Raw genomic sequence first — 24561 nt, 5'->3', positions numbered from 1 at the left:
GTGCATCAGCCAGCTTATCGGTAGCTGACCCACTGCCATCGGGAGCAAGCCCCCTCCCACAGTTGACTGCATTTCAAGGTTGGATCGAGGTGGCCAGTCTTATTCAAACGCCTGGCGATTCTCCGGCGTGATCAACTTGAACGGCACCCATACCACCGTCGACTCCAACACTTCGCCGCGGACCAGGCGGAGCGCGGTGTCCACGGCACCGCTGGCCTGGCCGGCGGCGTCCTGGAACACGCTGACCGCCATCTTGCCCTCGGCCATCAGTTTCAAGCCGTCCGGTGTGCCGTCGATACCGCCGACCCAATAGTCCTTGGCCTGCTTGCCGGCCTTTTCCAGGCCCATGATCGCGCCGATCGCCATTTCATCGTTATTGGCGGCGATAATCGAAAAATCGACGCCCTGCTTGACCCAGTCAATGACAATTGTGGCGGCCTGACTGCGCTCCCAGTTGCCGACTTTTTTCTGTATCACTTTCATGTCCGGGTATTTGGCGACGACTTTTTCCACATCCTCCGTGCGCATCAACGAAGATGCGTTGGCCGGGTCGCCCACCAGAATCACCACGTTGCCTTTGTAACCGGCACGGCGCGCCAGTTCTTCCATCTGCAAAGTGCCCGACTCCAACTCGTTGGAGCCGACAAACGCGGTCTGCGCCGGCCACTTTTCCGGGTTCGGGTTACGGTTGACGAACACCAGCGGGATCTTGGCCTGCGAGGCCAATTGCATCATTTGCGCCGCGCTCTTGCCGTCCACCATCGCGATGATGATCGCATCCACCTTGGAATTGACCAGATTGCGGAATTGGCGCATCTGCAAATCGACGCTGTCCTTGCCGTTTTCCATAAAGATGTCGGCGTTCATGACGCCGGCCTGCTGCTGCACCCCATTGCGCAGCAGGGTCTGGAAGTTATCGTCGTATTTTGCCATCCCCACACCCAGCAAGGGCGTGGCGGCCTGGGTGGGGCCCGGAACGAACAGCGTCGCCCCCAGCGCGAGCATTAACCATGCTTTCATGTTCTGACTCCTGCGGCTCAAACGCTGAAATGATGGAGCAGCTCGCGCTGCACTTTGGCCATGTCCGACAGCTCCTGGCTGCTGACGGCGGACTGTTCGGCGCCGTTTGCGGTCAGTTGGGCCGAATCGTTGATCTGGATGACCATCCGACTGGTTTCCTGCACCGTGGCGCTTTGCTGCTCGGTGGCAGCGGCGATCTGAATATTCATGTCGCGGATACTGTCGACCGCGCCGCTCATGGACAGCAACAAATCACCGGCGCCCGAGGCCAGGGACACGCATTGGCTGGACTGCGCCTGGCTTTCGTTCATCACGTGCACCACCGAGTGAATTTTTTCCTGCATGAGCCCGATCATGTCCTGGATTTCGCTGGTCGAGGCCTGCGTACGGCTGGCCAGGGAGCGCACTTCATCGGCCACCACCGCAAAGCCGCGTCCCTGCTCGCCGGCCCGGGCCGCTTCGATCGCCGCGTTCAGGGCCAGCAGGTTGGTCTGTTCGGCAATGGTGCGAATGGCCACCACAATGCCCTCGATGTTCTGCCCGTACTTCTGCAGCTCATCGGTCACCTGCGTGGCTTTGTTCACCTGGTCGGCCTGCTGGCGGATATTGACGATGGTCTCGGCCACGCGCTCCTGCACTTTGTGCGTGAGGTCACTGGTATCGTCCACCGCCTGGCGGGTGTCCTGGGCGCGCCGCGCCACTTCTTCGACCGTGCTTTCCATCTGCGTCATGGCCGAGGCCGCCGACTGCAAACGGTCTTTCTGTTCATCCACCACGCGGGTGGTCTGCTCGCTGTTCAAGGCGTTGCTTCCAGCGGTCACGGCCAGTGCATCGGCAGAGCTGATCAATTCACGGAAGGTTTTCTGCAGGGCCTTGGTCAGTTCGTTCAGGTAGCCGCCCAACTCACCGAACTCATCTTTGCGGCTGACATCGAAACTGACTCGCATGTCGCCGGCGGTGAGTTTCTTGAGCACTTCACGGAACGCCGCCAACGGCCGCCGCAAGCTGAAGGCGACCCACGTACCAATCGCCACCGCCGCCAGCACCGCCAGCACACACGCAATCAACAGCAAGCTGCGGCTGGTGCCGATGGTGGCATTGGCCGAGTGACTGGCCTGGTTGGCGACCTCCAGGGACTGGCTGCCGAACTCGCCAATCCGCTCCAGGGTGGCTTTGAGCGCCGCATCCACCGCATCGCGTTGTTGCTGCACCTGCGTGGCGAGTTTCGCCTCCACTTGATAGGCCTGGAACAGCCCGTCAGGGGCGGTCAGGTCCGTCAGCAGGCGATTGACCATCACGCCGGCGATACGCCCGGCTCGCGGGTCAATCGAGGTGAGGGCCTGGGCGCGAGAACTGATCACTTCGTCCTGCAGATTGAGCACGCGCTGTAATTTATCAATGGCGGGCGTGACGGTATGAGCGGCGAAGCCATCGTAGGATTTGTTGACTTCCAACAGCAGTTTTTCCGCGGCGGCCACCTGTTGCGGCTCGCCGGCACTGCGTGCCTGCGCGACGTAGTCGCGCAAGTAACTGGTCAACTGTATCGCCTGCGCACTGCTGTAGCCTTGCAGTTTGCGCGTCAGTACCAGCTGCTGCACATGCTGCAAGTGGGAGGTCATCAACGCTTGCGCCTGCTCGGCGTAGGCCGCGACCTGTTGCCGCTGCTGCGCCAGGTTCGCCCGCAGAGCCTCATGCTCGCCGGTATAGGCAAGGGTGCTGTCGAGCAACTGGTTGAACTGGGCGACGCTCTCGGTAAACGGGCGCTTGCCGTCCTCGATCTGCTTGGGGTCGGCACTGATCTGAATGGCCAGCAACGCCTGGTTGGCGCGCAGGATATGCACGTACAACTCACTCGCGGCCCGGCTCAAAGGCGCCGACTGGCCGGTGATAATGGTCAAGCGGCTGCCGATGGACTGCGTGTTCTGATAGCTGATCCCGGCCATGATCAGCAGCAACAGCACCAACACCGCAAATCCGCCGATCACGCGCTGCAATATGGTCATGGCTACCCCTTTTTGATTTTTATTGGTTGACCTGAACGACGACCAGGTATGCACCTAGTGGCTGTATCGGCCTGGCGGGCGGGGACTTGAGTGCTGAAGGCAGGTTGAAACGCGGTCAAAAAAAGTGAGAGGGGGCTTGCTTCCGATGGCGGTGGGTCAGTCGATATCTACCTTGACTGACCTACTGCTATCGGGAGCAAGCCCCCTTGTGTCTTGATACGGGATTAAGCTGAGAGTGAGAGGGTGAGTGGCAAGCTGAATGCCCGAAGTGCTTAAAGCACGTGTGGGAGCCCATGCTGCCACTCACTTCTCCGCTCTGGACATGAGCCCGAACAGTTGAACGAGCCCACCTCGAACAGTTACAAGCGTGGGCCAAGCCAGAGCGCTCTCACTTTTAGTGTAAGAGGGTTTGGCTATGTTTTCCTATCCAGCAGGCATTGATGTTTCCAAGGACAGCCTTGAAGCTCGAGTTCATCAGGTTGACGTTGGGGTAAATTGCGCTAACGCCGAAGAAGATTTCCCTGGGTTGATTGGGTGGCTATTGCTTCACCAGGTCGGACGCGTGGTGTTGGAGGCTACTGGCGGTTATGAGCGCAAAGTCATGAAGGCGCTTCAGGCTGCGGGCCTTAATGTCATCTGCGTCAATCCCCGTCGGGCCAAGAGTTTTTCCAGGGCGATGGGGCAACACGCTAAAACCGACCCGATAGACGCAAAGTCTCTTGCGCAGTTCGCAGCGGTTCTCGACTCACCAAGCAGCCGAATCACCAGCCCGGAACATGACGAGTTGCGTGCGTTAGTCCAGCAGCGAGAGAACTTTGTTCAGCAGAGGGACGATGACAGAAGGCGCCTGAAAACAGCCTCCTGCGACGTAGTAAAACCGGCGTTGCAGAGCCATATCGACTACTTGAGCAAGGCTGTGAACGCGATAGAGCAGCTGATTCGCGAAACCGCCAACAGGCTAGACCGCGAAAAGGTCGAACGCCTGTGCTCAGTTAAGGGCATCGGGCTCATTACGGCGGCTAGCCTAATGGCATATCTGCCGGAGCTGGGCGAGATTGGCAGGCGTCCGATCACGGCGCTAGCGGGCCTCGCTCCGTATAACAACGACAGTGGGAAACACCAAGGTGCGCGTCACATTAGCGGCGGAAGGTTTTCCGTGCGTCGCTCGCTCTACATGGCCTGCTGGGTTGTCATCCGGGAACAGCCTGAATTCCAAGCCCGCTATAAAGCACTGCGCGACAAAGGCAAACGCGCAAAAGTTGCGCTAATTGCATGCATGCGTGTTTTGTTAGTCAGGCTGAACGCGATGCTGCGTTATAGAGCCGAATGGAAAGAACACGCTGCCTGAATCGGTAGCGATATGTGGTTGAAGGTCACACGGCTTGAAGCTGTGGGAGCTTGGCTGTCTTAAAAAGCGATGCCAAAGTTAGGGTCATCAAGACAGTTGCTCCCACATTTGGATCGGTTTACACCTGACGGGTCAGGCTGATTTTTACACCGCGGTTACTGGCTCAACACCACATCGCGCATCGCCGGGATGTAACCGTAGTCGTAAGCCTCCTGCACAAACGAGCGATCGCCCTTCAAGACAATCCTCACCGTGGGCGCTTCGGTGCCGCCGATGCGGAAGTCGTCACCGGTGGTGGGCACGCTGTCGATAAAGGACGTCACCAGGCCGTTGGGCATCACGCAATGAGAATAGGTCTGGAACGGCTGCGAAGGTGGGTTGCCGAGTACCAGCCCGGACGCGTTCATCGGCGTGTAAGGACCAAACAGATGATCGCCAACAAAGCCGTAGACGCCATCAGGGCCGGTCACCCCATCCGCGTAGGTGAATTTATGGCTGATGGTGAACAGGTAGTATTTGCCGTCCTGGAACACATAATGCGGCCGCTCGGTTTGATCGTTCACCCCCACGGCAGTGACCAGCGGCGGCAGGATTTCCCATTCGTCACCGGCAAGGTCCTTGGCGACCGCGAGGCCGATGCAGCCGACCTGATAGCGCGCGCCACCCACGCCCTCATGCCCGGGCGGCACCAGGCCCAGCTCATCCGGGCCCACGTCGTGGGTGCCGCGTTCGCCGGCGACGTTGCCTTCAAACACCATGTACAACTTGCCATCCACCGGGTCGATAAACGGGCTGGGGTCGCGAAAGTTCCAGGTCGAGTTCTGCGCTTCGGTCTGGTAATAGGTGCCGTCCGCTTCGAATAGCGCCTTGACCTGGGTGAAACCGCGTAGCTCCACACCGTTATCGGACGTGACGACTTGGCCCCTGACCTTGGCGATGGTCGCACCTGGAGTCACACAGGTGTAATACAGGTCGATGTCGCCGCCGTTGTTGAGCAGGATCGGCGTGCCGGCCCATTCACGCGTGGTCGGCGATACCCCTTCGGCCATGACCCGGCCGCCGAAGATCCAGTCCTTGCCGGTGCGCGAGTACCAATAGCAGATGCGCGCATGGCCATGGCGATCTTCCCAATCGCGTTTGATGTCGTAGCGGCCGTCGGCATTGATGAACTGTGGATCGTGGGGACGACGGTCGGCCGTCAGGGTGAAAATAACGGACCAGCCGTCGACCGACACCACCGTGCCATCCAGCGTGCGCAATGGCATGGTGTCCCAGATAAAGACTTTGTCGCTCATCACTGGAAAGTCGCCAGGCACCAACGGCTGGGTAGTGGTTGGGTCGTTTTCGTTGACTTTGAGCGCATCGGCGCGCGTCCAGCGAGTGGGGATGATCGTTGTGTGTTTCATCATTAAGTCCTTTAATACCGGTGAGTTAATCCATGACTGCACACAGTGCCTTGGGTGGCTGACATGACCCTTCCTGGGTGATCAGCACTTAAACACTGTGTTTATATACAGTATTCAGCGTTCGCCACGCCGTCAACCCTTACGCAAAAAAAATGTGGCAGGGGGGCTTGCTCCCGATTGCGGTCCGTCAGTCATGGAGAGGTCGACTGAACCACCGCTATCGGAGCAAGCCCCCTCCCACAGGGGTGCTGGAGTGCCTGTTGAATCCTATTTGGAAACCGGCATCGCAAACTCCGCGCCCTGTTCGATGCTCTCCGACCAGCGCTGCATGATCGACTTCTGCTTGGTATAGAAGCGCACGCCTTCAGTGCCATAGGCATGCATGTCGCCAAACAGGCTCTTCTTCCAGCCGCCAAACCCGTGCCACGCCATCGGCACCGGGATCGGCACGTTGATGCCGACCATGCCCACCTGAATGCGCCGGGCGAATTCGCGGGCGATGTTGCCGTCGCGGGTGAAGCAACTGACGCCGTTGCCGAATTCGTGGTCGTTGACCAGTTGCACGGCTTCGGCGAAGTCGTTCACGCGCACGCAGGCCAGCACTGGGCCGAAGATTTCTTCGCGGTAGATGCTCATCTCTTGGGTGACGTGGTCGAACAGCGTCGCGCCGAGCCAGAAGCCGTTTTCCAGGCCGGGTTCGGTGGGCACATAGTCACGCCCATCGAGCAGCAATTGCGCGCCGGCCTGCACGCCTTGTTCGATGTAGCCGCTGATGCGTTCCAGGGCAGCGCGAGACACGATCGGGCCCATTTCGGCTTTCAGGTCGCGGCCGTCGGTGATGCGCAGTTGCTTGGCACGCTCGCTCAGGGCGGCGATGACCTTGTCGCCCACATCGCCGACCAACACGGCCACGGAGATGGCCATGCAGCGTTCGCCGGCACTGCCGTAGGCGGCGCCCATCAGTGCGTCGACGGTTTTTTCGATATCGGCGTCAGGCATCACCACCATGTGGTTTTCGCACCGCCCAGGCCTTGCACACGCTTGCCGTGACGCGCACCGGTCTCGTAGATGTATTGGGCAATCGGCGTGGAGCCGACAAAGCTCACGGCCTTGACGTCCGGGTGTTCGATCAGCGCGTCCACCGATTCCTTGTCGCCTTGCACCACGTTGAACACGCCTTTGGGCAGGCCGGCTTCGCGCAGCAGTTCGGCCATGAACAGCGATGCACTCGGATCGGTAGGGCTTGGCTTGAGGATGAAGGTGTTGCCCGCCGCGATGGCGATCGGGTACATCCACATCGGCACCATCACCGGGAAATTGAACGGGGTGACACCCGCCACCACACCCAGGGGTTGGCGCATCGTCCAGTTGTCCATGCCACGGGACACCTGGTCGGAATATTCACCCTTGAGCAGGTTGGGAATGCCGCAGGCGAATTCGAGGATGTCGATGCCACGGTCGACTTCACCCTGGGCGTCGGTGAAGACCTTGCCGTGCTCGGCGACGATGATGCGCGCCAGGTCGTCCTTGCGCTCACGCAGCAGGTGCAGGTATTGGAACAGCACACGGGCGCGGCGGATCGGCGGGGTGTCGGCCCAGCCGTCGAAGGCGGCCTGGGCGGCGGCGACGGCTTCGGCCACGGTCTGGCGGCTGGCCAGCGCGACGCGTGCGGTTTTTTCGCCGGTGGCCGGGTTGAAGACGTCCTGATAGCGATCATCGCGGCTCACGCGCTGGTCGTTGATGTAGTGCTCGATGGTGGTGGTCATGGCAGTCGATCCAGGTGGGTAGCGGTGGAACACACCTTAGGCTTTCGCTTTGTTCCAAACCAGAGCAGAATCCTGAACTTATTGTCCATAAACGCGAACAATACGCCCATGGAAAAAACTGAGATCGAGGGGCTTTGGACCCATATCCACTGGCTGTCGGTGCTGGAAGAGCAAGGCACCTATACCGCCGCCGCCGCGCGCCTGGGGGTGAGTAAATCGGCGGTGAGCCAGCGCATTTCCGATCTGGAAAAAGCCACCGGCACACGGCTAGTCACGCGCACCACGCGCAGTGTGCGCTTGACCGATGCGGGGCTGTCGTTGACCCGTGAAGTGCGCAGCGCCTACGCGCAAATCGCCCGCGGTTTTTCGTCCGTGCGCGACTCGGTCGGGGAGATTCGCGGGCTGGTGCGGCTGACCGCGCCGGTGGCGTTCGCCAGGCAGCAATTGGTGCCGCATCTGTCGGAATTTTTACAGCAGTACCCGCAGGTGCGTATCCAACTGGATGTGTCCGATGCCTTGAGTTCGCTGGCCGCCGAAGGTTACGACCTGGCCGTGCGCCACGGCTTCCAGGTGCCGGAAACCCACGTGGCGTGGAAGCTCTGCGACACCGGCTCGGTGCTGGTCGCCAGCCGTGATTACCTGCAGCGTCACGGCGAACCGCGCGCCCCCGGGGACTTATCCGCCCACAACTGCCTGTTTTACCCTCGGGGCACCGACCAACCGGCGTGGACTTTCGAGCGCGGCAGCCAGAACGTCGAGCGTCTCACCGTGCCCATCGCCGGCAGTTTCGCCACCAACAACAGTGAAGCCCTGCGCGATTCGGCCCTCAACCACCTGGGCATCGCCCTGCTCCCGGACTTCAGCGCCCACGCCGCGCTGGCCAACGGCACGCTGGTACAAGTGCTCAAAGACTGGACGCTCAAGGGCGCCTTTGCCGATGAGATCTACTCGATCCGGCCGTACTCGCCCCACGTACCGAAGTCGGTGAGCGCACTGGTGGGTTATTTGAAGGAAAAGTTGTCGCTTGGTTTTCGCTACGGTGGGTAAAGCTGACCGTGCACCGTTTGAAGACGTGACCAGCCATGACGTTTTTGCACAACGCATCGGTATTTTTAGGCGTTCATCTTCAGATTTATGCATGCCTATACTCGGTCCGGCCTGCTGTTGAGCCGCAGGCAGCCGCACAATAAAAGGTCCCTACAACAATAATCAAGGACACCGACCATGACGCATCCCTTCCTGGCCGCCCGGGATTTCCTGCTCGCGCACCGCACCGACTATGCCACTGCCGTCCGTGACTTCCGCTGGCCGCAGTTGGATGCGTTCAACTGGGCCCTGGACTACTTCGATGTGATGGCCGAGGGCAATTCGGCCAACGCACTGTGGATCGTCGAAGAGGACGGCAGCGAGCAGCGCTACAGCTTCGCGCAATTGGCTGCGCGCTCGAACCAGGTGGCCAACCATCTGCGTGCCCTCGGGGTGCGTCGTGGTGAACGGGTGTTGTTGATGCTCGGCAACGACGTGGCGCTGTGGGAAACCATGCTCGCTGCCTTCAAGCTCGGTGCCGTGGTGATCCCCGCCACCGCCCTGCTCAACCCGGATGATTTGCGTGACCGTATCGAGCGCGGCCAGGTGCGCCACCTGGTGGTGGGTGCGGCGCATGTCGATAAGTTCGTCGGCCTGGGCGACGGCTGCAGCCGCGTTTGCGTGGGCGCGGCGCCCGCGGGTTGGGTCGCGCACAGCGCCGCCTTCAATTACCCCGAGCAGTTCCAGGCCGAGGGCCGCACCCTGGCCACCGACCCGATGCTGCTGTATTTCACCTCCGGCACCACGTCCAAACCGAAGATGGTGCTGCACAGCCACCAGAGCTACCCGGTGGGGCATCTGTCGACGATGTACTGGATCGGCCTGCAACCGGGCGACCTGCACCTGAACATTTCGTCTCCGGGCTGGGCCAAGCACGCCTGGAGTTGCCTGTTCGCCCCCTGGAATGCCGGTGCGTGCATCTTTATCCATAACGTGGCGCGGTTCAGCGCACAGGCTTTGCTCGGCGCGCTGCAACACTATGGCGTGACCAGCCTGTGCGCCCCGCCCACGGTGTGGCGCATGTTGATCCAGGAAGACCTGGCCAGTTACAAGCCGCGCCTGAGCCTGCGCGAACTGGTGGGTGCCGGTGAGCCGCTGAACCCGGAAATCATTGAACAGATCCAGCACGCCTGGGGCTTGCCGCTGCGCGACGGTTTCGGCCAATCGGAAACCACCGCCCTGGTCGGCAACACCCCCGGCCAAGTGCTCAAGCCGGGCTCCATGGGCCGCCCATTACCGGGCTACCGCGTGGCGCTGCTCGACCCCGATGGCGTGCCCGCCGGCGAAGGCGAAGTGGCGCTGCCCCTGGATGTGCGCCCGCTCGGCTTAATGCTGTGCTACGAGGACAGCCCGGAAAAAACCGCCGAAGTGATGCGCGACGGTTACTACCGCACCGGCGATACCGCGCAGATCGACAGCGACGGCTACATCACCTTTGTGGGCCGCGCCGATGACGTGTTCAAGGCCTCCGACTACCGCATCAGCCCGTTCGAACTGGAAAGCGCGCTGATCGAACACCCGGCGGTCATGGAAGTGGCCGTGGTGCCCAGCCCCGACCCGCTGCGCCTGGCGGTGCCCAAAGCGTTCCTGATCCTGGCCCACGATGCGCCGGGCAGTGCGGAGCTGGCCGCGCACATCCTCGCGTTTGCCCGCGAGCATCTGGCGCCCTATAAGCGGGTGCGCCGTATCGAGTTTGTGAGTGAACTGCCCAAGACCATTTCCGGGAAGATCCGCCGGGTGGAACTGCGGCAGATGGAGGTGGTGCGGCGCCAGGGGCAGACGCGGGGCGAGCACGAGCATTTCGAGGAGGATTTTTCTTGAGGGCAAAACCTGGTGTTGCGGCAGGCTACCAGTGGTACCAGATGCTCCAGATGACTGACGCGACAGCCCATGACATACCGAAACGATAGGGCCACAACGCCCATCGTCTAAGCGATTTCGGGATGGCCGCCAGCTCCGACTCGGTGACATAACCCTGTTTCACACAGCGCTTGGGCATTGATAGGAAATCGATCATCAGGCCCATGCGCATAAATCTGCCGATTCTTTGACGTCTGCCCCAAAATCGCTTTCGCCCCCGCACCAACGAATTTTCGCTGAAATAGCTTTCCAACTCGTCTAGCTTTCGGTACTCGGCAAAGAGCACCAACCCCAGACTGATTGGAGCCCCCGCGCATACCAGGATTGTATAAATGAGAAAAAAATCCACGGTTAAGCGCCCTCGGGTTGAAAGATCAAATCAGCATCAACCTCTACGATTTGCCCACCCAGAAACGCACCACCATCACCAAAAGCAGAGCCTCCTGCGTACCCTCCCGCAGCACCTCCCATGACTACGCAAGCGAGTTCACCCGCCCCCTTCATAGACACCCCCAACACGATATTGCATGCACGACGAGTGAATTCAGCACCCATTTTCGCCCCTACAGCAGCCCCCATCACGCTCCCCACCAACTTCCCCGTCTCCACATACTTGGCCCGCCGACACTGCGCCTCTCGCCCTTCACACACGCTTGCTTGATCTCCAACCCTGCCACTCCCACATCCATCGCCAATCCCACGTACGTCCCCTTCCCCAACCATTTCGACGTCTGCGCAATCGCCCGCATCCGCTGCGCATACCCGGCAATCTCGCCCTTGTGCAGATAGCTTTTGGTGGAGATCCCAATACCTTCTTTAACGCCTGATTGCCCCGCAACCCCGTGCCAAATCGCGCCGCGCCTTGCAGCTGGGTTTCCAGCAGCCCGAACAGGACCTTGCGCTGGTGAAAAAACGCTTCTCGATCCAAACCGCCCTCCCTCAGGCGCTGATGCAATCGCTCGATCTCCTCCAGCGTATGCGCCACCTCATCCAGATGCCGTGACCATGCCGATGTTGCGCTGCCGATGCCCAACGAGCTGTACCCCAACAGGCTTTGCAGCAAGTCATAGTCATTGACCACCTGGGTTCCGCCCGCATTGTCCAGCTCCCGGCGAATCGCCTGCGCCTGACGCACCAGCCAGGCCTCCTCCATGGAACAGCTGGCGCTGTAGGCATCGGGAATAATGACCAACTGCCCGGGCATTACCAGCCCACGGCGCAGATGATGGTTCAACACATCGAAATGGTCCGAGCGTTCCCGACTCAAACCGCTGCCCATCAAGCGGGATTTCAAGCTCTGATAGTCCGCCGTGCGGTCGTTGATATAGCCCTGCGCCATGTCCTACATCCCAGGAGGCAATGAAGATGGCGTCGGAATATAAGCAAGGGAATAGGCCCCGGACACAAGCCCAGGGGGTCTGAATTACATTTGGGAAGTTGCCTACATCGCAGGGAAAAAGCGCCTACGCAAAAGCCGCACTTGAACCTCGACGGACAACTGCCCCCTTCAGGGCAGTGCCGCCAAGCTGCGGTGTGACCGTGCGAAACCGGCCCCGCGCGAGTGGTGAAGGGGTGCCGCTTACAGGTCGTAACGCAACGCCATGCCAAAGGTGCGTGGCGCTCCCGCATCGATGATTTCGTCATCGCGGTTGTTGGTGACGTAGCGCTTGTCGAAGGCGTTTTTCACGAAGCCCGACACCGCCACGTGCTGGGTGACTTTGAATTCGCTGCTGAAATTGGCCAGCACGTAGTTGTCACTCCTGCGCTCGCCATTGACCTTGCCCGCCGCATCGAACTCGTACGCGGACGGGGTCGTGCTCTGATACGTAACGTCGGTGTTGAAGGTCAGGCGGTCGTTGATGCGATAGATGCCGCCCACCGACATCTTGTACTTGGGCGCGTACAGGAACGCCTGGCCACTGCGGTCCTGGCCATTGCCCGCGACGAAGTCCTTGTATTTACCGTCGGTGATCGCCCCCCCGACGGTCAAGGTCAACTGCTCGCTGAGGTCTTTTTCGACGAACACTTCCAGGCCCTTGATATCACTGCGACCGGCGTTGTAGACGTCAATGATATTGGTGTTGGCCTGGCGCACGCTGACCTGTTGGTCTTTCCAGTCGGTGTAATACAGGTTGGCGCGGGCGCGCAGGGTGTCTTCGAAGAATGAACCGCGGTATGACAACTCGTAGTTGGTGGTGTACTCAGGGTCGTACGACTGGTGGCCGCTGCCGGAGCGCACATTCACGCCGCCGCCGCGATAGCCCTTTTGCACCATGAAGCCCAGGTACTGGCCGGCGGCGAGTTCGTAGTTGATACCGAGTTTGGGCAGCACGGCGGCGAACGACTTATTGACCTTGGCGGCGTCGGACAGATCGTCCTGCTTGATGTCAGTGTCGTTGGTCTCGTGGTCGTAGCGCAGGCCGGTGACCAGCGTCCAGCGCGGGGCAAAGGTCCAGTTGACTTCACCGAACAGCGCTTTGTTTTCGATAGTCGTGTCGCCTTTGACCGTCGCTGCCAACTCACCAGCAGACAACAACCGGTCGTGGAAATTGTTGGTGTTGTGGCCGTAGTAGGCCCCGATGAAACTCTTCACCGTGTCCGAGCTGTAGTTGAGGCGCAGTTCCTGGCCGAACAGTTTGCCATCCTGCTTGCGCAGAATGACGTCGTTGTCCACGGCGTTCTGGTCGAAATCCAGGCGGTTGCTGTAGTCCGAATTCGTGTTGGTGGTGAGGCTGGTCAGCGACCACTGGTCGTCGAGGCGGTAGTCGAGTTTGGCGCTGACGGTGTCCTGGAGAAGGTTGTCGAACGCCTGGGTGTTGGAAGACACCTTGTAGTAACGCACCTTGTCCGGGTTGCGGATGACCGAGTTGTCACCCTGGCGGTGTTCGTTGTGGGCATAGGTGAGCAAGACGTCGAGGTCGTCGCTGGGCGTGATCAGCAGCTTGCCGCGTGCATTGCTGGTGCGATGGGGGTTGGCGTCCTTGCCGAGCGCGATGTTATCGATATAGCCATCGCCATCCTGGTAATCCAGGGCGATGCGCCCGGCGATCTTGTCATCGACAATGCTCCCGCCGCCGGCAACCGCCGCGCCTTTTTCACCGTAGTTGCCCACATTGGTTTGCGCCGAAAAGCTGGGTTGGAACGTCGGGTTGCGGGTCTGCACCACCACCGCACCGGCCAGGGAGTTGCGCCCCTGGGTGGTGGATTGCGGGCCGAGGAAGACCTCGACTTGCTCGACATCCCACAATGTCGTGGGGCTCAGGGTCAGGGTACGGTTGGGTTGCACGGCGCCGTCCACATACACCGACACAGCGCCGTTGAGGGTGGCCGGGCCCTGGTCGTCGAAACCGGACACCGGCACACCGCGAATACCCCAGTTTTCGTTACCGGCCTGGCTGTACACGCCCGGCGTACGAGCGAAGACATCGACCAGGCTGTGGTCGGCCTTGTCGCGCAGTTGCTGTTCAGTCACCACCACTACGCTGGATTGGGTTTGCTCAAGGCTGCGGTTGATTTTTCCCCACTCACCGTGATCGGGGCAATTTCCAGGGGGGCCGTTTCAGCCGCCCAGGCGCCACCTGTCACGCACACCACCGACCCTACCGCCAGTGCAATTGTATTCTTTTTGAAATTCACGCCCGCGCCCCTGTGACCGATCATTATTGTTTTTGCGGCGTGCCAAAAAGCAGCCAAACGCCAGCAGGGCGGAGTTTAAGGGATACCCAACAGGAAGTGAATGTAATTGATAAACAATATCATTCGTCATGAATGCGCATTCGTGTATCCGATTGATTACATCGGCCCTGCGTCAGCGTGATCCGGCCGCAACGCAGTCAGAAATCGACCGTGGCCGACAGCTGCAACGTACGTGGATAACCCGGCGAAAACGCCCCATACGACGCCACACCCGACCAATACTCGCGATCAAACACGTTCTGTACGGTCGCGCGCAAAGTGGTGGGCCGCCCTTCTATCTTCGTCACATACCGCGCGCCCGCGTCGATGCGCGTCCAGGAATCCAGCGCCTGGGTATTGGCCTGATTGACGTATTGGCTATCGGTGTAGATCGCGCCGCCGGTGAGGGTAAAGCCTTCCAGCCACAGGGTGTCGTACTCGGCCCACAAGTTGGCCTGGATGTCCGGCACGCCCACGGGTTTGTTGCCACGGTTGGCTGCGGTGGCGGACTTTGTCAGCTCACCCTCAAGAAAGGTCACGCCGCCCATCAACCGCGTGCGGGGTGCCACTTCGCCGTACGCGCTCAGTTCGACGCCACGGTTGCGCTGCTCGGCCTGTACCGAATACACACCATTGGCGCCCAGTTCGCCGCTGGGCTTGTCGATCTGGAACAACGCCACGCTGGTCATGAAAGTACCGTGCTCATACTTCACGCCCAGCTCATGCTGCTTGGACTTGTACGGCGCAAAGGTGTCGCCGGCGTTGCTCGCCGTGCCTGGGGCGGTGTCGCCTTTGCTCAGGCCCTCGACATAGTTGTAGTAGAGCGACACGTCATCCCACGGCTTGACCACCACGCCCACCAGCGGCGTGGTCGCGTTGTCTTTGTAGCGTGAGCTGACCGCGCCCGCGGCGTTGTAGTTACGTGACTCAATCGCCTGGCGACGCACGCCCAGGGTCAGTTGGATGCGCTCATCCAGAAAGCCCAGGGTGTCCGTCAGCGCCACGCCGGACAAATCCGATTCGGAAACGCGCAACACCCGGGGCGCGTTGATTGATTGCTTGGGCGCGTCCACCGGGTGATACAGATTGGAGCGAACCAGCGTGCCACTGTTGATGCCACGGGACAGTTCGTCCTGGTAACGGGTTGCCATCAGCGTAGCGGTATGGGTCACCGGGCCCGTCGCGAACAACCCGCGCAGGCCCACATCGGCGGTGGAGCGGTCAACGTTGAACTTGTAGTAACCGGGCGTGTTGCTGGTATCACCGGCGGCGTTGAGAATTTGTGGCACCTGGTCGGACATGCGCTTCACATCCGACCTGCCGCCACCGGCGTGGGCGAACACGGTGAGCGAGTCGCTCAGGTCATATTCGCCGCCGAGCAACGCCGACTGTTCCTTGGTGTCCGACCAGCCCCACTTCTGCGGCAGGCTGGTGCGGCCGTTCGCGGCAGACGGCACGTCCGCGCCCGGCGCAATGGTGAAAGGCCGCGAAGCGCCTTCAAAGCTCTCTTTCTGACTGAGGTAATCGAGGTTCAGGCGCAGCCGCTCGCCGCGATAATCCAGGGCGATGGCGCCGATACCGACATCGCGGTTCTGGCTGTCCACGGCAGTGTCGCCGCCCTGGAGGCTACCGTTGAAGCGCACGCCAAACTGGTTTTCGTCGCCAAAGCGCCGGCTGATGTCCAGGTGGCCACCCACTTGGGTATCGGAGGCGTAACTGCCGGTGAAGCGGGTCAAGTCCTGATCCAGCGGGCGCTTGGGCACGATATTGATCACCCCGCCGACACCGCTGTTGGGTGAAATGCCGTACATCAACGCTCCCGGCCCCTTGAGTACTTCGACGCGTTCGGCGTACTCGGTAAATGCACGGTAGTTGGGCGCCACGCCGTACACGCCGTCATACGCCAACTCGCCCAGGTTGCCCTCACCGATCGCAAAGCCACGCACGAAAAACGAGTCGACGATACCCCCCGTCTGCCCGGTGGAACGCACCGAGGGGTCGCGCTCCAGGGCATCGGCCACGGTCACGGTTTGCAGGTCGGCGAGGGTCTTGGCGGTGTAGCTGGTAACGCTGAACGGCGTGTCCATCACATCCTTGTTGCCCAGCATGCCCAGGCGCGCGCCACGGGCCACCTGGCCACCGGCGAGCACATCGGGCAGGTCGGTGGGGCCGGTGTAGCGAGCGTTGACGTTCGTCGCGTCAAGGGTCAGGGGCGGCGGGCTGTCGTCGGTCGGCTCGGCGATAGCGGCCCAGGCGTTGCTGCTGGCAGCCGCCAGCAACAGGGCGGTACGAATGGCGAGTGTTAACCGGCTGGCAACAGGCATGGCGTCAGGGTCCTTTCATCGAGAGCAGAGGGGAATTACTGCTGATGCCAGCCGACGCGCGAAAAAGTATCACCTGCCCTGCGTTTTCTTTCGAACCAGGCGGTCGCCGCGTGCGCGATTGCAATGCGCGGCGGTTGTCACTTAGTATTGGGAATACTTCTCAGTTGCACGAATCCGCACCATGAGCGACAGCCTCCCCGCCCCCAACACCTCTCACCTGCGTGCAATCGAGGCGCTGTACAGCGGCCATCACGGCTGGCTGTACGCCACGCTCAAACGCAAACTCGGCAACGCCATGGATGCGGCGGACCTGGCCCAGGACACCTTCACCCGCATCCTCGCCTCCCAGGTCACGGTGATCGACCAGCCCCGCGCTTATCTGACCTGCGTGGCCAAGGGCATCCTGGTCAACTGGTACCAGCGCAAGGCGTTGGAGCGTGCGTACCTGGAAGCGCTCGCCAGTGTCCCGGCCCACGAGGTGCCGTCACCGCAAGCGCACTTCATCGTGCTGGAGACCCTGCACGAAATCGACGCGATGCTCGACGCGCTGCCGCCGCTGGTCAAGCGTGCGTTCCTGCTGTCGCAGCTCCACGGTCTCAAATACCAGGCCATCGCCGAGCAACTGGGCGTGTCGCTGATCACCATCAAGCGCTACATGAAACAGGCGTTCATGCAATGCCTGATGCGGGTCGAATAAGTGCTCAGCCTGGGCAAGGAACCGCCGCTGCCCGCCGATGTTCTGGAAGAAGCCGCCGAGTGGCTGATGCGCCTGAGCGAAACCGACCTGAGCGCCAGCGAGCGCGCCGAATGGGAACGCTGGAAGGTCAGCAGCCCCGAACGCGCTCGCGCCTGGGCTCGGGCCCAATTGCTGCAAAGCACGCTCGGTGGCCTGCCGCCGTCCCTGGCGATGTCGACCCTGGACCGCCCAAGCAACCCGCAACGCCGCGCCGCCCTGGGCAAACTGGCGCTGCTGTTGGCGGTGATGCCGGTAGGCTGGGGCAGTTGGAAGCTGACACAGTCCCAGCAATGGACAGCCGACCACCGCACCCGCGTCGGCGAACGCCGCGAACTGACCCTGGCGGACGGCTCGCGCGTGACCCTCAACACCGACACCGCCATCGACGTGCTGTTCGACAGCCAGCAACGCCTGCTGCACCTGCGCGAAGGCGAAATCCTGGTGCAGACTGCCGCAGACACCGCACGCCCGTTTCTGGTCAGCACGCGCGAGGGCCGCCTGCAGGCCCTGGGCACGCGTTTTACCGTGCGCGAACTGAACGAACGTACCCACCTGGCTGTGCTCGAAGGTGCCGTTAAAGTAGTGCTGGCCGAAAACGACCAGCGGCCGCCGTTGATCGTCAACGCCGGGCAACACATAGACTTTTCCACTCAACATTGGGGCGCGCTCAGCCCCACGGATCGCAATGTCGGTGCCTGGACCCAAGGCATGCTGATGGCGGACAACATGCGCCTGGCCGACTTTGTCGCCGAACTGACGCGCTATCGCCGTGGCTTCGTGCGCTATGACCCGGCGATTGCCGACCTGCGCATTTCCGGCGCGTTCCCCATCGCCGACACCCAGCGCACCTTGAACATGCTGGTGCAAACCTACCCGGTTCTCGCCAGCGGCCATCTGAACGGCTATTGGGTCACCCTGTCCCCGGCCTGACAGCCGCAACAATAAATCCGCGCGGGTGATACTTTTTTTGATCTCGACTGGCAAACACAAGCCCCCTTCCCTCTTATCCATAGGGCTGCCTTCCATGCTTGTCATTCGCAGCGCGCTGCTCAGCCTGGCCCTGGCCGGTATCGCCCTGGCGGACGTGCCGGCGCCATTGGAGACGGCGCGGGTGCGTGCTTATCAGATTGCCCCCGGCCCGCTCGGAGCCACGCTGTCGAGTTTTGCCATGGAGGCCGGGATTGCCCTGTCGTTCCTCCCTGCCCTCACCGAAGGCCTGACCAGCCCGGGTTTGTCCGGTAACTACTCGCCCCGGCAAGCCATGAGCCGGTTGCTGGCCGGCAGCGGCCTGGAGGCGGTACTGCGCAACGACGGCAGCTACACCCTCGTATTGCGCCAAGTCACGCTGTCGGACACCACGGTCAGCGGCGTCGAGCCACGCACCAACAGCCTGCCACCGCTGTACTCCGGCAACCAAGTGGCCACCGGTGGACGCCTGGGCATGCTCGGCAATACCGACATCATGGACGCGCCTTTCAGCGTCAGCACCTACAGCGCGGCGCTGATCAAGGACCAGCAGGCGACCACCGTGGGCGATGTGCTGGAACGCGATTCCTCGGTACGCTCCACCGGGCAGACGGGCGGCATTGTCGACTCGTTTTTCATCCGTGGTTTTCCGGTAGGTGAAGGCAACCTCGGCGAGTTGGCATTCGACGGTGTGTACGGCGTGGCATCCAATTACCGCGTGTTTACCGATTACGCCGAGCGCATCGAAGTGGTCAAGGGCCCCGGCGCGCTGCTGTACGGTATGGCGCCCAACAGCGCGGTAGGCGGGGTGATCAACATCGTGCCCAAGCGCTCTCTCGATGAAGACCTGACCCGTTATACCGCCAGCTACGCCCAGGATGCGCACTGGGGCAACCACCTCGATATCAGCCGACGGCTTGGCGAGGCGCGGCGCTTGGGCGTACGCATCAATGCCAGCGTGCAGAATGGCGACACGGTGATCGACCAACAGTCGCGCAATATCGACATCGGCGCCCTGTCTCTGGACTACCAGGGTGAACGCCTGCGTACCAGCCTCGACCTGATCTCCCAGCAAGAGACCTTCGATGCGGCCTCCCGCCCGTTCCTGATCGATAGCGGCGTGGCCATCCCAACCGCCGCCAACGGCCGCACCAACGTCAGTCAGGACTGGGGCTGGTCGCGCACCCGGGACAAATCGGCTTTGCTCAGCGGCGAATACGACCTCACCGAGGCCCTCACCGTGTTCGCCCACGCCGGCGGCGGCAAATCGGCCGTGGCGCGCCTGTCCGACCAGACCCCGAGCATCGTCAACGCCGCTGGCGACACCTCGTCGATCCCCGGCTACTACCGCTTCAACGTGCAGCGCTACACGGTCGACGTCGGAGCATGGCTGCGCTTTGACACGGGGCCGATCAGCCACCGCAGCACGCTACAGGCCAGCCGTTATCGCGATGAACTGTCGCGGGGGATCATTTCTGGTGCGCCGGTACTGTCGAATATCTATCACCCGGTGAACCGGCCAGAACCGTCGATTGCCAAGCCGGATATGCCCAAAGTCTCGGCCTCCGAACTCTCCGGCGTCGCCATCGCCGACACCTTGTCGATACTCGACCAGCGGGCGCAGATCACCCTCGGCCTGCGCCAGCAGCGTATCCAATCGAGCAACTACAACAACGCAGGCGCCGTCACCAGCGCCTATGACGACAGCCAGATCACACCGCTGTTTGGCGTGGTGCTCAAGCCCTGGGAGCATGTGGCGTTCTACTACAACGCTCTCGAAGGCCTGAGCAAAGGTGACGTGGCGCCCTCCAATGCCGCGAACGCGGGGAGGTCTTTGCGCCTTACGTGTCCAAACAACACGAAGTCGGGGTCAAGATCGACTACGGCACGTTCATGTCGACCCTCGCACTGTTCCAGATCCACAAGCCCAGCGGCGAATTGGCCGCCGGGCGCTTTTCGGTACAGGGCCAACAGCGCAACCGCGGCCTCGAACTGAGCGTGTCTGGCGAAGTCACCCAAGGCACGCGCTTGCTCGGCGGCGTGACCCTGCTGGACGCGCGACTGACCAAGACCGCGAATGCCGCCAACCAAGGCAACGCACCGGTGGGTGTGCCCAAGGTGCAAGCCAACCTGTGGGCCGAATGGGACACGCCATGGGTCGAGGGCCTGACGCTCACCAGCGGCGCGCTCTATACCGCCCGCCAGTACGCCAACCAGGCCAACACGCAACAGCTCGATGCCTGGACACGCTTCGATATCGGCGCGCGCTTCAGCACCCGCATCGCCGAACAGCCAACCACATTTCGCGCCACGGTACAGAACCTGTTCGATCGCCAGTATTGGTCAGGCGTTGCCTCATACGGCGCGTTTTCCCAAGGCTCGCCACGCACGTTGTCGTTGTCGGCTACGGTTGATTTCTGATCGAGACCGACAGTCAAGGCCACACAAAAAAAGCCCGCAAGCGCACCCACATGCACTCACGGGCAACACCAAGCGACCTGCTTCAAAAACGTGGTTTGACGGTTTTCCAGTCCGGTTGATAACGCCGCATCTGTTTCACATCGTCGCGCTGGCGAATGCCGCAGCTCAGGTATTGATCGTGCAGCATGCCCAACTGGTCATGGTCCAGTTCCAGGCCCAGCCCCGGTGCGCGAGTGACCTGCACGCAGCCATCGATGATCGGCAATTTGCCGCCCTTGATCACTTCCTCGTCCGGTTCCTGCCACGGGTAATGGGTGTCGCAGGCGTAGTCGAGGTTGGGCACCGACGCGGCTACGTGGGCCATGGCCATCAGGCTGATGCCCAGGTGTGAATTGGAATGCATCGACACGCCCAGGCCAAAGGTCTGGCACATCTTCGCCAGCACCTGCGTGTCACGCAGGCCGCCCCAATAGTGGTGGTCGGCGAGTACGATCTGCACGCTGTCCAAGGCCACGCTGCGCCGAAATTCGTCAAAGTCGGTCACGACCATATTGGTCGCCAGGGGCAAGCCGGTGCGTTTGTGCAGCTCGGCCATGCCGTCCAGGCCGGGGGTCGGGTCTTCGTAATATTGCAGGTCGTCACCAAGAAGTTCAGCCATGCGAATCGAGGTTTCCAGCGACCAGTTGGCGTTCGGGTCGATGCGCAATGGCACGCCGGGGAAAGCTTTCTTCAAGGCCTTGATGCACGCCACTTCATGTTCGGGCTCCAGGGCCCCGGCCTTGAGCTTGATGCTTTTGAAGCCGTAGGTTTCGAGCATGCGCCGGGCCTGGGCGACGATCTGTTCTTCGTTGAGCGCTTCGCCCCAACTGTCGGGCTTGTAGGGCGAGTCGATGTGCTGGGCGTATTTAAAGAACAGGTAGGCACTGAACGGGATCCGATCGCGAACCGCGCCACCGAGCAGGTCCACCAGCGGTACATTCAGCGAATGCGCCTGCAAGTCGAGAAACGCCACCTCGAACGCCGAATAGGCATTGCTCACCGCCTTGCTCGCGTGGGAGCCCGGCGCCAGCTCGGCACCGGCCAGGCTTGCCGGTTTATGCGCCGCCACCGTGGCTTGCACAATGGCGCGCAGTTGGTTGAGGTTGAACGGATCGAGCCCGATCAACTGCGACTGCACCTGTTGCTGGATCGCCAGCGCCGGGGCATCGCCATAGCTCTCGCCGAGGCCGATGTAGCCGGTGTCGCTCTCGATCTCGATGATCGAACGCAGCGCGAAGGGTTCGTGAATACCGCTGGCGTTGAGCAATGGCGGGTCACGGAAAGCAATCGGGGTGACGGTAACGCGGACAATTTTCAAGAGGCGGCTCCCTGTGGACCTGGACGCATGGCGTGATGATGAGAAGAAGGAGTTGGCCCTCGAGGCGTGGCGCGGGCAAAGAACACCATCACCGCAGCCACCAGCGAGGTCGCGGCGAGGCCATACAAACCACCCTCGATGGACCCGGTGGTCTGCTCCAGCAACCCGAAAGTGGTGGGCGCCACGAAACCGCCCAGGTTGCCCACCGAATTGATCAAGGCAATTACCGCCGCCGCAATGCGCGCATCCAGGTAGCCCTGAGGGATCGGCCAGAACAGCGCCGAAGCCGCCTTGAAGCCGATCGCGGCAAAACAGATGGCGACGAAGGCAAACACCGGCCCGCCGGTGGTGGACATGAACATGCCGAACGCGGCGATCACCAGCATCAGCGACACCCACGCCTGCTGGTGTTTCCACTTGCTGGCCAGGGATGCGAACCCGTACATGGCGACGATGGAAATCAACCAGGGAATGGAGTTGAACAAGCCCACCTGGAAGTCGCCCAGATTGCCCATTTTCTTGATCATGCTCGGCAACCAGAACGTGGCGCCGTAGATGGTCAGGGCGATGGAAAAGTAAATAAAGCAGAACAGCGCGATCTGTTTGTCGGCCAGCAGCTTGAACATCGATGGCCGCACGCTCTGGCTCGCCTCGCGTGCCTGCTGCTCAAGCGCAATGGCGCTGACCAGCGCGTGTTTTTCGTCGTCGCTGAGCCACTTGGCCTGCTGCGGGTTGGACTGCAACCAGAACCACACACACCCACAGAGCGCGATGGAAGCAAAACCTTCGATCAGGAACATCCACTGCCAGCCGTGCAGGTTAAGACCGCTGACATTAAGCAACGCCCCCGACACCGGCCCGGAGATCACCGAGGCGATGGCCGAACCACTGAGGAAAATCGCCATGGCCTTGCCGCGCTCGCTGGCCGGCAACCATTGTGTGAAGTAATAGATGATGCCGGGGAAGAAACCGGCCTCGGCGGCGCCCAGGATGAACCGCAAGATATAGAAGCTGGTTTCCCCGCGCACAAACGCCATCGCCATCGCCGCCGCGCCCCAGGTGAACATGATGCGCGTCAGCCAAGCCCGCGCGCCGTAGCGCTGCAGCAGCAGGTTGGAGGGCACTTCGAAGATCGCGTAGCCGATAAAAAACAACCCGGCCCCCAAGCCGTAGGCCGCCGCGCCGATGCCCAGGTCGGTTTCCATATGGCTGCGTACGAAACCGATATTGACCCGATCGATGTAATTGACGATGAACATCACCACGAACAGCGGCAGCACATGGCGCTTGACCTTGGCCGCCGCGCGGGCAAGCACGGTCGGGTCTGGCGGACTCTGGAGGATATCCACGGGCAACTCCCATTGATTGTTTTTTTAAGGGACGAGTCGATGATGGACGCCGAGGATTGTTCCCGTCTAATCTAACCTGGCATGCGATTGATACCGGAATTAGATCAATGTTTGAACTGACGCAATTGCGCTGCTTCACCACCGTGGCCACCGAGCTGAATTTTCGCCGCGCCGCCGAACGGCTGAACATGACCCAGCCGCCACTGAGCCGGCAGATCCAGTTGCTGGAGCATCACCTGGGGGTGGAACTGTTTACCCGCACCACCCGCAGCGTCGCGCTCACCGCCGCCGGCCGGGCCTTTTTCATCGAGGCGCAGAACCTGCTCGAACGCGCCCAGCAAGCGGCCATCACCGCGCGGCGCTTTGCCGAAGGCGATATCGGCACGGTCAATATCAGCTTCGTCGGCAGCGCGGTGTATGAGTTCCTGCCCAAGGTGATCGCCGAGGCGCGGCTCAAGCAGCCGCAGGTAAAGATCGACCTGTCCGAGATGAACACCTACCAGCAATACGAAGCCCTGCGCGCCCGGCGTATCGACCTCGGCATCGTCCGCGCACCGCTGCTGGAACCGGGCTACGCCACCGAATGCCTGGTGCGCGAACCGTTTGTACTGGCGGTGCCGAGCAGCCATCGGCTGGCACACGCCGATACGGTGAGCGTGCAGGACCTGGACGCGCAGCCCTTTTTGATGTACGCCCACGCCGCCTACCCGCCGTTCAACGAACTGCTCACCGGCCTGCTGCGCTCGGCCCGCGTCGCGCCGGAATACGTACAGTGGCTGGGCTCGTCACTGACCATCCTCGCGCTGGTCAACGCCGGCATGGGCCTGGCCCTGGTGCCGCGTTGCGCCAGCAGCGTGGTGTTCAAGAACGTCATGTTCCGCGACATCGACCTGGGCGAAGGCGCACAGAGCGAACTGCACCTGATCTGGCGCGAAGACAATGACAACCCGGCGTTTGCCATGTTGCTGGAAGGGATTCGCAGCGCGGTGCGCGAGGGCTGGGCGTGAGTGTCGATGACCGACAGGCCATTGTGGGAGGGGGCTTGCTCCCGATAGCGGTGGGTCAGAAGAAAGTCACGTGACTGATTCACCGCTATCGGGAGCAAGTCGAATCATCGCACCGCCCCACCCACATTTGCAGCACGTTCGGCGTTGCATACCGGTCGGCTCTAAGGCCGCCGCGCTTTTGATCTTGATCTTGGATCGCCCCGTCAAACACGCTGGCCGAAATTCGATATTGATTGG

14 protein-coding genes and 5 pseudogenes are annotated in these 24561 nt (G+C 61.5%); 7 read left to right on the top strand and 12 right to left on the bottom strand.

Going from position 1 to position 24561, the window contains the following annotated elements; translation table 11 throughout:
- Window positions 1-99 precede the first annotated feature (99 nt).
- The 3 genes and pseudogenes from AB4O25_RS02335 to AB4O25_RS02325 all read right to left on the bottom strand — a co-directional run.
- Window positions 100-1020 (bottom strand): substrate-binding domain-containing protein, encoded by a 921-nt coding sequence (locus tag AB4O25_RS02335; protein ID WP_116079627.1) that lies wholly within the window; start codon window positions 1018-1020, stop codon window positions 100-102.
- A 17-nt stretch (window positions 1021-1037) separates the two neighbouring features.
- On the bottom strand, window positions 1038-1742 hold the full coding sequence (locus AB4O25_RS02330) for a methyl-accepting chemotaxis protein (protein ID WP_460116881.1): 705 nt from the start codon (window positions 1740-1742) through the stop codon (window positions 1038-1040).
- 201 nt (window positions 1743-1943) lie between these two features.
- Window positions 1944-2315, bottom strand: a pseudogene (locus AB4O25_RS02325) (methyl-accepting chemotaxis protein); the annotation flags it as partial.
- Between the two features lie 1123 nt (window positions 2316-3438).
- Between AB4O25_RS02325 and AB4O25_RS02320 the strand changes: the two are divergent.
- Window positions 3439-4371, top strand: a complete 933-nt coding sequence (locus tag AB4O25_RS02320; protein ID WP_068931592.1) for an IS110 family transposase — start codon at window positions 3439-3441, stop codon at window positions 4369-4371.
- 155 nt (window positions 4372-4526) lie between these two features.
- Here the strand turns inward: AB4O25_RS02320 and AB4O25_RS02315 are convergent, their stop codons facing one another.
- Window positions 4527-5777: a glycoside hydrolase family 68 protein gene (locus AB4O25_RS02315; protein WP_065877868.1), complete on the bottom strand. Its 1251-nt coding sequence runs from the start codon at window positions 5775-5777 to the stop codon at window positions 4527-4529.
- 267 nt (window positions 5778-6044) lie between these two features.
- A pseudogene (locus tag AB4O25_RS02310) lies at window positions 6045-7543 on the bottom strand (CoA-acylating methylmalonate-semialdehyde dehydrogenase).
- Between the two features lie 108 nt (window positions 7544-7651).
- Between AB4O25_RS02310 and AB4O25_RS02305 the strand changes: the two are divergent.
- Both AB4O25_RS02305 and AB4O25_RS02300 read left to right on the top strand, forming a co-directional pair.
- Window positions 7652-8590 carry a LysR family transcriptional regulator gene (locus AB4O25_RS02305; RefSeq protein ID WP_460150400.1) on the top strand — a complete coding sequence of 313 codons (939 nt, stop codon included), beginning with the start codon at window positions 7652-7654 and terminating at the stop codon, window positions 8588-8590.
- A 177-nt stretch (window positions 8591-8767) separates the two neighbouring features.
- Complete coding sequence (locus AB4O25_RS02300) at window positions 8768-10450, top strand: AMP-binding protein (RefSeq protein WP_017528358.1); 1683 nt, start codon at window positions 8768-8770, stop codon at window positions 10448-10450.
- 25 nt (window positions 10451-10475) lie between these two features.
- Here the strand turns inward: AB4O25_RS02300 and AB4O25_RS02295 are convergent, their stop codons facing one another.
- From AB4O25_RS02295 to AB4O25_RS02275, 5 genes and pseudogenes are all read right to left on the bottom strand, one after another.
- A complete protein-coding gene (locus AB4O25_RS02295; RefSeq protein WP_017528357.1) occupies window positions 10476-10838 on the bottom strand; it encodes a hypothetical protein in 363 nt (120 codons plus the stop codon).
- Window positions 10839-10840: 2 nt separating this feature from the next.
- Window positions 10841-11828 (bottom strand): annotated as a pseudogene (locus tag AB4O25_RS02290) (hypothetical protein).
- A gap of 240 nt (window positions 11829-12068) precedes the next feature.
- A pseudogene (locus tag AB4O25_RS02285) lies at window positions 12069-14125 on the bottom strand (TonB-dependent receptor).
- Window positions 14049-14255 carry a hypothetical protein gene (locus tag AB4O25_RS02280; RefSeq protein WP_460151011.1) on the bottom strand — a complete coding sequence of 69 codons (207 nt, stop codon included), beginning with the start codon at window positions 14253-14255 and terminating at the stop codon, window positions 14049-14051. Before AB4O25_RS02280 ends, AB4O25_RS02285 begins: the two are co-directional and overlap by 77 nt.
- A gap of 67 nt (window positions 14256-14322) precedes the next feature.
- A complete protein-coding gene (locus tag AB4O25_RS02275) occupies window positions 14323-16488 on the bottom strand; it encodes a TonB-dependent receptor (protein WP_460150399.1) in 2166 nt (721 codons plus the stop codon).
- Window positions 16489-16669: 181 nt separating this feature from the next.
- On the opposite strand from AB4O25_RS02275, the gene AB4O25_RS02270 reads away from it, so the two are divergent.
- From AB4O25_RS02270 to AB4O25_RS02260, 3 genes and pseudogenes are all read left to right on the top strand, one after another.
- Window positions 16670-17185 (top strand): sigma-70 family RNA polymerase sigma factor, encoded by a 516-nt coding sequence (locus AB4O25_RS02270; protein WP_017528353.1) that lies wholly within the window; start codon window positions 16670-16672, stop codon window positions 17183-17185.
- Window positions 17186-18154: a FecR domain-containing protein gene (locus AB4O25_RS02265; protein ID WP_223496734.1), complete on the top strand. Its 969-nt coding sequence runs from the start codon at window positions 17186-17188 to the stop codon at window positions 18152-18154.
- 94 nt (window positions 18155-18248) lie between these two features.
- Window positions 18249-20611, top strand: a pseudogene (locus AB4O25_RS02260) (TonB-dependent siderophore receptor).
- An 82-nt stretch (window positions 20612-20693) separates the two neighbouring features.
- On the opposite strand, the gene AB4O25_RS02255 reads toward AB4O25_RS02260, so the two are convergent.
- Together AB4O25_RS02255 and AB4O25_RS02250 are read right to left on the bottom strand one after the other, a co-directional pair.
- Window positions 20694-21968: a glucarate dehydratase family protein gene (locus AB4O25_RS02255; RefSeq protein WP_017528350.1), complete on the bottom strand. Its 1275-nt coding sequence runs from the start codon at window positions 21966-21968 to the stop codon at window positions 20694-20696.
- Window positions 21965-23317, bottom strand: a complete 1353-nt coding sequence (locus AB4O25_RS02250; RefSeq protein ID WP_460150398.1) for an MFS transporter — start codon at window positions 23315-23317, stop codon at window positions 21965-21967. The genes AB4O25_RS02255 and AB4O25_RS02250 overlap by 4 nt, the downstream gene beginning before the upstream one ends.
- A 107-nt stretch (window positions 23318-23424) precedes the next feature.
- Between AB4O25_RS02250 and AB4O25_RS02245 the strand changes: the two genes are divergently transcribed.
- Entirely contained in the window at window positions 23425-24324 is a 900-nt protein-coding gene (locus AB4O25_RS02245; protein WP_116079624.1) for a LysR family transcriptional regulator, read from the top strand.
- The last annotated feature ends 237 nt before the right edge of the window (window positions 24325-24561 follow it).

This window comes from Pseudomonas sp. S3_A03 (genome assembly GCF_054668275.1).
The sequence above is the reverse complement of the archived record's forward strand: the minus strand, read 5'-3'. Positions and strand labels throughout refer to the sequence as shown.